Consider the following 13,331-nt stretch of genomic DNA (forward strand, 5'->3'; position numbering starts at 1 on the left):
TTTTCTGTTTACATTCTGAATACGCCATTATGCGGCTCACCGTATGGTTTGTTTCTTGAAATGGCAATACCTATTGCCAGCACTTTGCGAGTATCTACCGGATCGATGATACCGTCATCCCATACCCGGGAAGTACTGTAGTAAGCTGAACTCTCATACTGATACTTTTCCAGCATTTTGTTTTTAAAATTTTCAATTTCTTGTTCATCAAGTTTTTCTCCGGCCTTCTCCATCTGGGTTTTTTTAATGCTGGTGAGTACACTGGCTGCCTGTTCTCCTCCCATAACCGAGATCTTCGCATTGGGCCACATGAATAGCAAACGGGGATCGTAGGCTCTTCCTGCCATTGCATAATTACCCGCTCCAAAAGATCCGCCAATGATGACGGTAAATTTGGGTACATTGGCATTGGCCACGGCATGGATCATCTTTGCCCCGTCGCGTGCGATGCCCTCATGTTCGTATTTCTTTCCGACAATAAAACCCGAAATATTCTGTAGAAAGACCATGGGAATTTTACGGTACTGGCAAAGTTCAACAAAATGTGCTCCTTTTCTGGCTGTTTCTCCGTAGATTACGCCGTTGTTGGCCAATATCCCAACCGGGTAGCCCATTATTCTGGCAAAGGCTGTGATTAAAGTAGTTCCGTAATCTTTCTTGAATTCCTGAAATTCACTGCCGTCTACTATCCGATTGATGATCTCCCGGATATTGGGCTGTTTTTTAAGATCAACAGGAGCCAAATCATAAAGATCCTCCGGACTGTATGCAGGTTCCCTAGGTTCAGCAACATCTAAAGGTTCTTTATAGGGACGGGGGAGTTTGGAAAATATATTCCTGCAGATATCAATGGCATGCAGATCATCTTCCGCTATATGATCAGCCACACCCGATATTTGGGTATGTACCCGGGCCCCGCCCAGCTCTTCATCGGTTACTTCTTCTCCGGTAGCTGCTTTTACAAGAGGGGGGCCGCCTATAAAGATCGTTCCCTGGTTGCGGACAATAATGGTTTCATCGCTCAGGGCAGGAACATAAGCCCCACCTGCCGTGCAGGAGCCCATCACAATCGATATCTGGGGAATACCTTCTGCCGACATTTGAGCCTGGTTGCGGAACAAACGTCCAAAATCCTCCTTATCAGGAAACACCCTGGATTGTTCAGGAAGAAAAATGCCCCCACTGTCAACCATATAAACTACCGGCAAATGGTTTTCCATAGCTATTTCCTGGGCCCGGACATGTTTTCTTATCGTCTCTCTGACATAAGTTCCGCCTTTTACTGTGGCATCGTTGGCTATGATCACACTTTCCCGGCTATTAATAACACCGATACCCGTTACTATACCTGCCGAGGGAAAACTCCCGCCATACTGATCATTGGCTGCAAGCGGGGAGAGTTCCATAAAAGGAGTCTGAGGATCGATCAATTGTTCAATGCGCTCTCTGGCTAAAAGTTTACCTCTGTTCCTGTGTTTGGTAACCGCTTTTTTACCCCCAGCCTGATGCACTTCATGCATCATTGATCTGTAACGGTACATTATCTCGAAAAATTCGTTATTTTCCTTTTTTGACTTATTATGGGTATCGCTTGCCAATGTTGTCTAATTTTTTAATATCCGTGTGTATCGTCTTATTTGTGAAACAGAAAACAGCTTCTATTGTTTAATATCTAAAAAAATATATTAAACAATTTTATTCAGGGAATTTGTTGTCTTTACTGAAAAGAAAAAGGGTAGGACAAAAAAAAGCCACGCAGAATTTTTGCTGCGTGGCTTTTTTTGTCAGATTAGAAGGCCTTTAGTCTACAATTTCAATCATTTTAAAAGGTATCCGAATGATGGATTCGTAATCTTCACCCGATTCCAGCATATCTTCATCGTCTTCTTCGTAATACCAGTTGATAATTACTTCGTTGCGTGATTTTTTGAGCGACTCCAATTTTTTAAAAATATCCAGAATGCATTTTGAAGAACTTGTGTTGAAGTATTCCAACTGTACATTCACCGTTGTTTTTTTATTCGGGTTTTTTGCATATTCATCAAGCCATTCCACAATAGGACGATAAAATTCAATTGAATTTTCCGGGATTGAACGCCCTTTGATTTCAATGACCCCAGACACCGGATCCAGTTTTACGCTTGGGGTCTTGTTTGTACCTTCAATTGATAATGATTCCATACTTTTATTATTGTTTATTTTCCTTATACATATATTTCGAGGTTAAAAAAAGAATACTCCTTATTGTAAACGGTAAATTTATATTCTATCTTTCCATCCGTCCGCTTTGCCATGTCAACCAACCCAAGGCCAACACCTCCTTTTTGAGTAAATTCCTGATGATTGAGAATACTCTTGTAGAGTTCCTTCAGTTCATCTTTTGATAACGACTTAATCTTTTCCAGTCTTTGCTTTAAGGGTTTGATTTTTTCATTTTTTATAAAATTCCCGGTAGAAACCTTATAATGATCTTTATTTTGGGCAACTACAAATATTCCAAAGTGAATATCGAATTTTCCGTTGCTTGTATCCGGCAGATCATCAATATGATGGTATAAATTTTGCAAACTCTCAACCAGTATATTGTAAAGTTTCTTCTTAATGCTTTTTTTCACAATCATATCCTCCAGCTTGGCATCCATTACTTCAAGAACATTGGTAATTAATTCAGAGGAAATACTGCCTTTGTAAGCCAATATGGTATTCCCCGAATTTAACTGTGAATAAAAATCATCAATGTTGAAGTCCATCCAAGTCTGCAAAAGATATAGCTTTTAAAATTAAAGATTTAGCAAAAATAGCAAAATTGTCGCTGAATGTATTATATATCATCCCGGTTTTATTTATTAATTTGCTTTCTGTTTACGTAAAAATTCCAATCAGGTTTGTTTGTTTTTTAAACTTCCTTCATAAATTTTGTATTTTTGAAATTTACATTCCAAAGGACCGTTGAAAAGGGTCATTTTGTTGGTAGCATGAAGTCCGATACACTTTAGTGCTTGTTTATGATTGCTAAATATCCATACATCATAACCGGTATATTTCTTTTTCAATATATTACCGATTTTCTTGTAAAAAGCCTGGATATCGTGTTCCTTTAATTTATGACCATACGGAGGGTTGATGATAACGGTTCCAGTTTTTTCTGAAGGTGGTTGATAATCTGAAACGGACTGTGGAAAAAGTTCAACGTTTCTGCTCATATTCGACTTCTCCAGATTTTTGCGCGTTATTTCTATGGCTTCTTCCGATATGTCACAGCCATGGATTTTCACCTTACTTTGAGGTCTTGCTCTGAATTGGTTTTTGATGGACCGAAAAAGAGTGGGGTCAAAATCGTGCCAGTTTTCGAAACCGAACGCTTCCCGGTAAATTCCCGGCGGAATCTCGTTTGCCAGCAGTGCAGCTTCGATAAGCAATGTTCCCGAACCACACATAGGATCAATAAAGGGGCTTTTTTTGTCCCATCCCGAAAGTATTATCAAACCAGCGGCAAGTGCCTCATTTAAGGGAGCCTTGACATTTTGGGTCTTGTAGCCTCTTTTATGCAATGAGTCTCCCGAGCTATCCAGTGATAACGTACATTGATCCCCTGATATGTGCAGATTGATTCGGAAATCGGGAAATTTTTTGTTTACGGAAGGCCTTTTGTTGTATTTATTTCGGAATCGATCCACTATGGCATCCTTTGTTTTCAGGGAGGCATATTGGGAATGCTTAAAAAAACCGGAATTTACCACACCGTCAATTACAAAAGTGTTATACAAATTGAACAGTTTCTCCCATTCGTATTGATAAACTTCCCGGTAAAGGACATTTTCTGATTTTGCCTGGAATGTTTTCAACGGGACCAGTATTTTAAGGGCGGTTCTTGAATAAATATTCGATTTATAGAGCATGGATTTATCCCCCTGAAATTTAACCGCCCTGTTCAGTATTTCGGTATTTTCAGCTCCCATTTTCTTCAGTTCTTCTTCCAGAACTTCCTCCAGACCCCAAAAAGTTTTGGCTATGTATGTATTCATTGAATTGCTCTTTTTTCTCTTTAACCCGAGTTATTCTGAATGATTCGGGTTAAGAGACCCTTTCAATAATGGCAGAAATTTACTTCAAATATTTGGCTATCCCATAAGACCATTTTATGGAGGGTTTTGTTTTGATATCCCGCGAGAACAGGTTAATAATGGGTCCGATCCGGACTATCGATCCGTTTCATATACTTCCATATCTTTTATGTGTTCTTCATCTATTTGAAAACGTACTGCGGTTCTTACTTTATGAAATCCTGATATACCCGCTGCACCGGGATTCAGGAAAAGAAAATCCCACTTTTCGTCATATTGGATTTTTAATATGTGGGAATGCCCACATATGAATAGGTTCGGTGATTTTGTTTTTAGCAGACGTTCGGCAGAATCGTCATATTTTCCCGGGCGGCCTCCGATATGCTTCACGAGAACGTCCACCGATTCACATGTGAATTCCTGATATTCCGGCCAAAGATGTCGAATTTCAGGCCCGTCAATATTTCCGTAAACAGCCTTAACAGGTTTAATCAATTCCAGGTTTTCTATTACCCGGTTGTTCCCAATATCACCGGCATGCCATATTTCATCACATGCATTCAGGAATTTAATAAAGCCTCCTTCCAGCACTTTACCGTGGGTATCGGAGATAACTCCAATTTTCTTCATATTTTGGCTTTTTATTTTGGGTGTGCCATCCAAGTTGAAAATCTTTACATTTGACAAAAATATAAAATATGCATCTTTTTTATTCTCCCGATCTGACAGATAATCGCTATGAACTCTCACAGGAAGATTCAAGACATTGTATCAGGGTGCTGCGGCTGAAAAAAAATGATTTAATCCATCTTACAGATGGTAAGGGCAGTTTGTACAAAGCGCGGATTATTAAAGACGACCCAAAGGGATGCATGGTTGAGGTTGTTGAAAAGACCAGTGAATATGGGAAAAGACCATACTATATCCATATTGCCATAGCACCGACAAAGAATATTAAGCGGTTTGAATGGTTTTTGGAAAAGTGCACGGAAATTGGGATTGATGAGATCACACCGCTGATTTGCTTTCACTCGGAGAGAAAACATTTGAAAACCGAACGATCAAAACGGATCATCACTTCGGCGTTAAAGCAATCGCTGAAGACCTATCATCCTGTGCTTAATGAAATAACAAATTATAATGAATTTGTTAATAAGCCTTTTGAGGGTACCAAATTTATTGCTCATTGTGAATCAGGGCAAACCCAACATCTCAAGCATCTTTATTCTGCCGGAGAAGATGTTACCCTTATCATTGGCCCTGAAGGAGATTTTAGTGAAAAGGAGCTCAGAAAAGCTGAAACCTTTAATTTTATTCCTGTTAGCCTGGGCCAAAGCCGTTTGAGAACCGAAACAGCGGGAATTGTAGCCTGCAGTATTGTTAACCTGCTCAATGAATAAGGTCCGTAAAAAAGTTCGTCTCCCATTTTTAAGAGAGAAAAACCGGAGACGAACATCATTTAACAACTTGTGTTTGTTGTTTTAGTACCCGGAACCTGGGTAACTTTGGGCGAAACTTATTACTTCCCCCATTATTTCTTCATCTACCTGTATGGTATTTTTTTCAAGGAATTCAAAAATATCGGAAAAGTTTTCAATTCCCAGAAATTCATCCCTGTCCGGGCTGTAAACCAGTTGATTGGAATCATCTTTCGATGCTGAAGGTGTAAAATGATGTTTCATAGGCCTCTCTGTTGTGATTTCAAATTTAATCTCAAAACGATTGTTTCGGTTTAATTATTGTAAGATAAATTAACAATTATTAACAGAAGAAGGGGATAAATGATTCTGAATGACTATGTAGTGTTAAGATTGAGGTTTTTATTTTTGATCAGTTTTCTTAAATTGATGAGCGCATACCTCATCCTGCCCAATGCTGTATTGATGCTTACATTGGTCTGATCGGCAATTTCTTTAAAACTTAATCCCCCGTAATGGCGTAACAGTACGACTTCTTTCTGCTCTTCGGGAAGATAATCTATGAGTTTCCTTACATCATCAATGATTTGATTTCTGACCAAATCATCCTCAATGGTTTTTTCAGAGAATTTTTGGGAATTAAATATATCCATTTCATAATCATCATTGGAATACATCCTGGATTGTTTCCCTTTTCTGAAATGATCAATGATGAGATTGTGAGCAATACGAATTACCCAGGAGACAAACTTGCCACTTTCCTGGTATTTGCCCTGGTGTAACGATTTAATGACCTTTATGAATGTCTCCTGGAATATATCTTCAGCAAGATGCTCATTTTTAACCATTAATAAAATATACGTATATACTTTATCCTTGTAACGGCTGATTAGCCGTTCAATAGCAGTCTGTTTACCGTTAAGATATTCCCGGATTAATTTTTGATCAGTATTTTCTTTTTCTGCCACTATCTCCTCCTCTTTTTGAATTAATAAAACCTTTGTTTATTAAACAATTATTGCATACTTCTGGTTTAGATTTTATGCAAATAAATAAAAATTTTCCGGAATTCAAAATAATTAATCAAACATATTGTAATTTTGCAATCTTTTACCTATAATGAATTTTCAATAATCATGCCAGAGCGATCAGGCAATCATGTTCCTCAAATAATTGTTAAAGGAGCGCGAGTCCACAATCTTAAAAACGTTGACATTAACCTCCCTCGTGATCGGTTTATCGTAATAACGGGGGTTTCGGGCTCGGGCAAGTCTTCTCTTGCTTTCGATACCCTTTATGCTGAAGGCCAAAGACGATACGTTGAAAGTTTGTCATCCTATGCAAGACAATTTTTAGGTCGGATTGAAAAACCCGATGTGGAGTATATCCATGGGCTACCTCCGGCCATTGCCATAGAACAAAAGGTCAACACAAGAAATCCCCGCTCTACGGTAGGTACATCCACCGAAGTGTACGATTACCTGAAGTTGTTATACGCCCGGATCGGCAAAACCTTTTCACCGGTCTCCGGGAATCTTGTTCAAAGGGATACAGTTACCGATGTTGTGGATTATATTTTTAAATTTCCTGAAAATCAGAAGCTGGTAATTCTTTCTTCACTCAGCCCCCCCAGGAAAGGCGATATGAAGAATTATCTGGATATTTTGGCCAATCAGGGCACTACCCGCCTGGAAAAAGACGGGAAATTTTATAAAATCAGAGACCTCTTGGCTAATGACTCCCATAAAGAAGAAGATTTTACGAATTTTAACGTGGTTATCGACCGGATCAAGGTGAAATATGATGAAGATTCGCAATCAAGAATCGCTGATTCGGTTCAGATAGCCTTCTCCGAAGGCGAGGGGGAGTGTATAGTAAAGGTGCTTGGAGATCAGGATATCATCGAGACGAGAAGTTTTTCCAATCGCTTCGAACTGGACGGCATCAGCTTTGAAGAGCCAACAGAAAACATGTTCAGCTTTAACAATCCGATTGGTGCCTGCCCCAAATGTGAAGGTTACGGGAAGATCATCGGGATAGATGAAGATTTGGTGGTTCCCAATAAAAGGCTTTCAGTGTACGATGATGCCATTGCTTGCTGGCGGGGAGAAAAAATGCAGGAATGGAAAAATCAACTCATAAGACATGCGGATAAATTTAATTTTCCTATACATAAACCTTATTCTCAGCTTTCCGAAGAACAGAAAAATTTATTGTGGACCGGAAATCCTTACTTTCATGGTTTAAATGCCTTTTTTCGACATCTGGAAAGAAAAAAATACAAGATACAATACCGGGTGATGCTTTCCAGGTACCGGGGAAAAACGGTTTGTCCCGAATGTAATGGTACCCGTCTTAAAAAGGAGGCTTCTTATGTAAAGGTAAGCGGAAAATCGCTCCCTGATCTCGTTTTAATGCCAATAGACCGGTTGTACCAATTTTTTGCTCAGATTGAACTGGATGAATACGAAGCAAAGGTTGCAGAACGTATCCTTAATGAAATACAAAGCAGACTTAGGTTCCTTTTGGAAGTTGGTTTGGGTTATTTAACCCTGAACCGCCTTTCATCCACATTGTCAGGAGGTGAATCGCAGCGGATCAATCTTGCCACTTCCCTGGGCAGCAGCTTGGTGGGTTCCATGTACATTCTGGATGAACCCAGCATCGGTCTGCATCCCAGAGACAATAACAGATTGATCAATGTGTTGAAAAGGCTTCAGAAGATAGGGAATACGGTTATTGTAGTTGAGCATGATGAGGACATCATACGCTCGGCAGATCAGATTGTTGATTTGGGTCCCCTTGCCGGCCGGCTTGGAGGAGAGCTGGTATTTCAGGGCACCCCGGAGGAGATCAAAAAGGTGCCCGAAAGCTATACCGGTCAGTTCCTGCTTAAAAAAGATTATATAGAGGTACCCGGACAAAGGAGAAAATGGAACAATTATATTGAAGTGAAAGGAGCCCGGGAAAATAATCTGAAAGGCATTGATGTCAGGTTTCCTCTTAATATTATAACAGTGATCACCGGAGTGAGCGGTTCGGGAAAATCTTCACTGGTCAAGAGCATCCTCACCCCGGCATTGAACAGGTATTATAAGGCAGTTGGACAAAAAGCCGGAAAATACGATGAACTTACAGGAGATTTGAACCTGCTGTATGATGTGGAATATGTTGACCAGAACCCCATTGGAAAATCTTCACGCTCTAACCCGGTGACCTATATAAAAGCTTATGATGAGATCAGGAAATTGTTTGCCAGCCAACAAAGCGCAAAGATCAATAACTTTAAGGCTTCTCATTTTTCTTTCAATACTCCGGGCGGAAGATGCGAAGAATGTCAGGGTGAAGGAGTGATTCAAGTGGAAATGCAATTTATGCCGGACATCACATTGACCTGCGAAGCCTGCAATGGCATGCGCTTTAAGGAGGAAGTGCTGGAAGTGAATTACAGGGAAAAGAATATTTATGAGGTTCTGGAGATGACCATTAATGAAGCCATTGACTTTTTCGGTGGCAAGAAGGGTACCCAGGAAGATAAGGTAGTCAGGAAGCTTTCTATACTGCAGGAAGTGGGGCTGGGTTACCTGAAGCTGGGTCAGTCATCAAGCACACTGAGCGGCGGAGAAAGCCAAAGGGTAAAGCTGGCTTCATTTTTAAGCACGGAAAGTCAGAATACACCCACGCTTTTTATATTTGATGAGCCCACTACGGGCCTGCACTATTACGACATCTCCAACCTGCTGAAATCGTTCAATAAACTGATACAAAAAGGTCATACTGTTGTTGTGATCGAGCACAATATGGAAGTGATTAAATCGGGAGACTGGATCATAGATCTCGGACCGGAAGGCGGTGAAGGAGGAGGTTATATTGTATGCCAGGGAGAACCGGAGGAGGTAGCAGATAACACACAATCATTCACCGGGGGATATCTTTCGGAAAAATTAGGGGCAAAGGCAGCCAAAGGATGATAAACCATCAAAAAAAGCTGATAATCCTTATACATACCGAGCTTTACTGATTTTATTGTGAATATTAATCTTTGACACCAATCATGACCGATACACACCCGCTGACAGGAATCTCGCTTTCCTTTGTGCTGTTATCTACCTTAAGAGATATAAGCACTTCCTGGCTTGAATCGGGTACGAAATCCCATTTGGTTTTATAATCGTCATTTTTATTGTCGTAAATCACAGTTTGGTTCCTATCCTTTACCTGGAAATGGATTCCGGGAATGTTTTCAGAGCCACAAACATATATGCGGTAATTTTTATGGGCATCGAGTGTTTTATATATTTTTGCGGTTTCTCCTTCAGAAAGAATGGATACATGATAATTGCCATCATGAATATATGGAGTGAGCTCTTTTTCACAAACCTTTTTTGCAAAAGGTTTGCATTGACTTTTACCATTAGTCGGAGCCATTATGAACGCCATCAAAAGAAGTATTAAAGCATAAAATTTTTTCATAACGGAACTCCATCCTTTATTTACAAACAATTTGACACATTATTTTAACGTAAAAGTACCTGTAAAGTTTCAGTTCTGTAAATTGTTATATTTTTGTATCGTAAGAAAAAACGGGATGGTGTTATGGAAGATTATCAAAAGAAATTCAGAGAGATGAGGTCAGGATTGAGCAGCAATGACACCAAAATCCTGGCATCTACACTTCAGGAAGTGAAGAAATCGGGAACTTCTGCATTAATTCCCGACTTAATAGGACTTTTGAGACGGACCAATAAAAAAGAGGTTAAAAGTCAAATACTGGAGATACTTAACAATCTGAAGACTCAGGCTTCTGCTAAGGAATTGGCTCAGGCAATCAGAACAAACAAACAGAAAACTCTGCTTTCCTATCTTGTAGCGGCATGCTGGAAGAATGGCCTGGATTATTCCGATTTTATCGATGAATTTATTGATGTTTTCATTCAGTATGATTATTTAATCGCATTGGATGCCTTTACCGTTATCGAAAATTCAACCAGGGACTTGTCAAAAGATTTACTCGAAGAGCGGATTCACAAACTAAAAGACCGGCTCCCTGAAATGGATGATCACAAAAAAGTGCTGACAAGAGAATTGATTCGCATGCTCCGCAACAAAACAGAAGAAGATCATTATGAATAAAATATCCCTGTCATGTATGCCATTGTTGATGTTGAGACTACCGGCCTGAGCCCCAAATACGAAAAATTAATCGATATCGCCCTGGTTATACACAACGGAAAGCAAGTTGTGGATGAGTTTTATACACTGATCAATCCTGAGAAAAGCATACCCGCCCATATTACACGCCTTACCGGTATTACCAATGGTATGGTTAGAGAGGCTCCGAAATTTTGGGAGATTGCCCGCGATATTGTTTTGATGACCGAAGGAAAAACCTTTGTGGCCCATAATGTGAATTTTGATTATCGTTTTGTGCAAAGCGAATTTGCTGAACTGGGATACGATTTTAAAATGAAGAAGCTGTGCACACTAAAGCTCAGCCGCAAATTGCTTCCCGGAAAGAAGTCATACAGCCTGGGTAATTTATGCCGGGAACTTGGATTCGGGGTCGATAACCGGCATCGTGCCTATGGTGATGCCCGGGCAACTGCGATTCTCTTTCAACACCTTATGAGCTTTGAAAATGGCGCAAAGAGTAAGATACGTTCTCCAATATCCGATATGTCTATATTACAGAATCTCCCTGAAGAAACAGGCGTGTATTATTTTTTGAATCATCAACATGAGGTCATCTATATAGGCAAGAGTAAAAATATAAAATCCAGGGTATTGAGCCACTTTCAGGAATCTCCTTCCCGTCGGGCTAGTAATATGATTGAACAGATCGGGGATATCAATTATGAGGTAACCGGAAGTGAGCTTGTGGCTTTGCTGAAAGAATCACACGAGATAAAGGAACAAAAACCTTTGTATAACCGACGACAGAGGAGATCTTCCTCAGATTTTGGTATATATCATTCTGAGGATACAAATGGTTATATTCGTTTGAAAATAGAAAAATTCAGCATAGAGGAAGGTTTGTTGACCACATTCAACTCCCACCGGGAAGCAAAGGAATTTTTGTTTGGTTTGTGTGAACGTCATAATTTGTGCCAGAAGCTTTGTGGTTTGTATGAGACGGAAGGGGCCTGTTTCTATTATCATGTCTCTTCCTGCCGGGGTGCCTGTATTCAGGAAGAACCCCCGGAATCTTATAATATGAGGGCATACCAGGCTATCAGGAAATACGACCTGGATCATGAAAATGTCTTCATAGTGGAAAACGGACGTACAGAAGATGAAAAAGCGGTGATAAAGATTGAAAACGGACGTTATGCCGGGTACGGATTCATCGATGCCGGCATGGATGGATTAAATCCTGATTTATTGCATGATGTAATCCGCTCATATCCCCCAAATCAGGATGTGTACAGAATTTTGCGGAATTATCTTAGAACCCGGAAAGTAAATACCATCATTGGCTATTAAGATTCCATTGAGTTGGTGTTTTAATCTTTGGAATATGCAAAAAACAAAGGATTAGAGCGGCTTGACTGATCCTTTTATAGTTAAGCGAACGTTTTTATTTGATAAATTTGTAATAAACGCTTATATTGGTAAGGCAAGACATATTTTTGTACCCATCATACATAACCCAAATAAAATGCGCAACAAGAAATTTGATTTATTGGTGAACCGGATTATATATCCAAAATTTTTTATATTCCTGTATTTTATGGCGTTCATTTTATTTTTTTGTGGCTGGTCTCCCTGCTCTTATAGCCAGGACAAACGTCCCCGTGAACGAGGCATTGAAGTTGGGGTACTAAAACCCGGTAATTATAATGCCATCATCGATGTCCAGAGCGTTCGGGTCGGTCATGTTACACTCAAAAAAGGTGGGGAAGTTCGTACCGGCGTCACAGCTATCCTTCCTCATCCGGGCAATATCTTCCAGGAAAAGGTCACCGGAGCCATTCATGTGGGCAATGGTTTTGGCAAGCTTGCAGGTAGTACGCAGGTAAGGGAACTGGGAAACATTGAAACACCGGTTATTCTGACCAATACTCTCGCGGTTCCCACTGCTGCAGATGCGCTTATTGATCATGCATTGTCGTTTAAGGCAAACCGGGAAGTGCAATCGATAAATCCGGTGGTAGGGGAGACCAATGATGGCTGGTTAAATGACATTCAGGGAAGGCATGTTAAGAAAAAACATGTGCTGAAGGCCATTGAAAGCGCCAAAGGCGGGAAGGTAGAGGAGGGTAATTTGGGTGCCGGAACAGGGACCATGTGTTTTGGTTTTAAAGGTGGTATCGGCACCTCATCACGTGTGCTACCTGAGGAAAGAGGTGGTTATTCTGTGGGAGTATTGGTACAGACCAATTTCGGGGGTGTGCTCCAGATTGCAGGGGCACCCGTGGGAAAAGAACTAAACCGGCATTATATGAGCGATGAATTGAATGACGATCCCAACGGCTCCTGCATGATTGTATTGGCTACAGATGCACCGGTAGATTCCAGAAATCTGGAAAGAATGGCGAAACGGGCGATGCTCGGTATGGCCAGAACCGGAGGGATCAGCTCAAACGGCAGCGGCGATTATGTGGTTGCTTTTTCCACGGCTGAAGAGCTCAGAATTCCTTACAGAAAGGAAGATCGCTTCAATTCCGGAAAGGTGCTGAGGAATGATGCGATGTCGCCTTTGTTTATGGCAACCATCGAGGCTACGGAGGAAGCTATACTGAATTCCCTGTTTGCTGCAGAAGATATGAAAGGCCGGGATGGCCGCACCGTTGAGGCGTTGCCGGTGAATAGAGTGATGAAGATACTGGAGAGGTATAATGTAGTGAAA

At 40.5% G+C, this 13,331-nt stretch carries 13 protein-coding genes; 5 read left to right on the forward strand and 8 right to left on the reverse strand.

The window, feature by feature from the left end:
- Positions 1-8 precede the first annotated feature (8 nt).
- From KGY70_02635 to KGY70_02655, 5 genes are all read right to left on the reverse strand, one after another.
- A complete protein-coding gene (locus KGY70_02635) occupies positions 9-1,598 on the reverse strand; it encodes an acyl-CoA carboxylase subunit beta (protein ID MBS3774061.1) in 1,590 nt (529 codons plus the stop codon).
- A gap of 202 nt (positions 1,599-1,800) precedes the next feature.
- On the reverse strand, positions 1,801-2,181 hold the full coding sequence (locus tag KGY70_02640) for a DUF1987 domain-containing protein (protein ID MBS3774062.1): 381 nt from the start codon (positions 2,179-2,181) through the stop codon (positions 1,801-1,803).
- Between the two features lie 23 nt (positions 2,182-2,204).
- Positions 2,205-2,762: a SiaB family protein kinase gene (locus KGY70_02645; GenBank protein ID MBS3774063.1), complete on the reverse strand. Its 558-nt coding sequence runs from the start codon at positions 2,760-2,762 to the stop codon at positions 2,205-2,207.
- A 117-nt stretch (positions 2,763-2,879) separates the two neighbouring features.
- Positions 2,880-4,025: a methyltransferase domain-containing protein gene (locus KGY70_02650; protein ID MBS3774064.1), complete on the reverse strand. Its 1,146-nt coding sequence runs from the start codon at positions 4,023-4,025 to the stop codon at positions 2,880-2,882.
- 174 nt (positions 4,026-4,199) lie between these two features.
- Positions 4,200-4,694 (reverse strand): metallophosphoesterase family protein, encoded by a 495-nt coding sequence (locus tag KGY70_02655; protein ID MBS3774065.1) that lies wholly within the window; start codon positions 4,692-4,694, stop codon positions 4,200-4,202.
- Between the two features lie 68 nt (positions 4,695-4,762).
- On the opposite strand from KGY70_02655, the gene KGY70_02660 reads away from it, so the two are divergent.
- Positions 4,763-5,464, forward strand: a complete 702-nt coding sequence (locus tag KGY70_02660; protein ID MBS3774066.1) for a 16S rRNA (uracil(1498)-N(3))-methyltransferase — start codon at positions 4,763-4,765, stop codon at positions 5,462-5,464.
- A gap of 81 nt (positions 5,465-5,545) precedes the next feature.
- Here the strand turns inward: KGY70_02660 and KGY70_02665 are convergent, their stop codons facing one another.
- Complete coding sequence (locus KGY70_02665; protein ID MBS3774067.1) at positions 5,546-5,746, reverse strand: hypothetical protein; 201 nt, start codon at positions 5,744-5,746, stop codon at positions 5,546-5,548.
- 113 nt (positions 5,747-5,859) lie between these two features.
- Entirely contained in the window at positions 5,860-6,450 is a 591-nt protein-coding gene (locus KGY70_02670) for a sigma-70 family RNA polymerase sigma factor (protein MBS3774068.1), read from the reverse strand.
- Positions 6,451-6,618: 168 nt separating this feature from the next.
- Here KGY70_02670 and uvrA point away from each other — a divergent pair, with 168 nt between their 5' ends.
- On the forward strand, positions 6,619-9,453 hold the full coding sequence (uvrA, locus tag KGY70_02675; GenBank protein MBS3774069.1) for an excinuclease ABC subunit UvrA: 2,835 nt from the start codon (positions 6,619-6,621) through the stop codon (positions 9,451-9,453).
- A gap of 64 nt (positions 9,454-9,517) precedes the next feature.
- Here uvrA and KGY70_02680 read toward each other — a convergent pair whose 3' ends face one another.
- Complete coding sequence (locus KGY70_02680) at positions 9,518-9,955, reverse strand: hypothetical protein (protein MBS3774070.1); 438 nt, start codon at positions 9,953-9,955, stop codon at positions 9,518-9,520.
- Between the two features lie 123 nt (positions 9,956-10,078).
- Here KGY70_02680 and KGY70_02685 point away from each other — a divergent pair, with 123 nt between their 5' ends.
- The 3 genes from KGY70_02685 to KGY70_02695 form a co-directional block, all read left to right on the forward strand.
- Entirely contained in the window at positions 10,079-10,615 is a 537-nt protein-coding gene (locus tag KGY70_02685; GenBank protein MBS3774071.1) for a hypothetical protein, read from the forward strand.
- Positions 10,616-10,627: 12 nt separating this feature from the next.
- The gene (locus KGY70_02690) at positions 10,628-11,965 is read left to right on the forward strand and encodes a GIY-YIG nuclease family protein (GenBank protein MBS3774072.1); all 1,338 of its coding nucleotides are present in this window, start codon (positions 10,628-10,630) and stop codon (positions 11,963-11,965) included.
- A gap of 247 nt (positions 11,966-12,212) precedes the next feature.
- Positions 12,213-13,331 (forward strand): P1 family peptidase (locus tag KGY70_02695; GenBank protein MBS3774073.1); only part of this gene is annotated, 1,119 nt, incomplete at its 3' end.

It is taken from the genome of Bacteroidales bacterium, assembly GCA_018334875.1.
Lineage (GTDB): Bacteria > Bacteroidota > Bacteroidia > Bacteroidales > UBA12077 > JAGXLC01.

Bases quoted from the DNA above. Each gene is read 5' to 3' on its own strand.
- KGY70_02640 (MBS3774062.1), bottom strand. From the start codon at position 2,181: ATGGAATCATTATCAATTGAAGGTACAAACAAGACCCCAAGCGTAAAA.
- KGY70_02650 (MBS3774064.1), bottom strand. From the start codon at position 4,025: ATGAATACATACATAGCCAAAACTTTTTGGGGTCTGGAGGAAGTTCTG.
- KGY70_02655 (MBS3774065.1), bottom strand. From the start codon at position 4,694: ATGAAGAAAATTGGAGTTATCTCCGATACCCACGGTAAAGTGCTGGAA.
- KGY70_02660 (MBS3774066.1), top strand. From the start codon at position 4,763: ATGCATCTTTTTTATTCTCCCGATCTGACAGATAATCGCTATGAACTC.
- KGY70_02665 (MBS3774067.1), bottom strand. From the start codon at position 5,746: ATGAAACATCATTTTACACCTTCAGCATCGAAAGATGATTCCAATCAA.
- uvrA (MBS3774069.1), top strand. From the start codon at position 6,619: ATGCCAGAGCGATCAGGCAATCATGTTCCTCAAATAATTGTTAAAGGA.
- KGY70_02680 (MBS3774070.1), bottom strand. From the start codon at position 9,955: ATGAAAAAATTTTATGCTTTAATACTTCTTTTGATGGCGTTCATAATG.
- KGY70_02685 (MBS3774071.1), top strand. From the start codon at position 10,079: ATGGAAGATTATCAAAAGAAATTCAGAGAGATGAGGTCAGGATTGAGC.
- KGY70_02690 (MBS3774072.1), top strand. From the start codon at position 10,628: ATGTATGCCATTGTTGATGTTGAGACTACCGGCCTGAGCCCCAAATAC.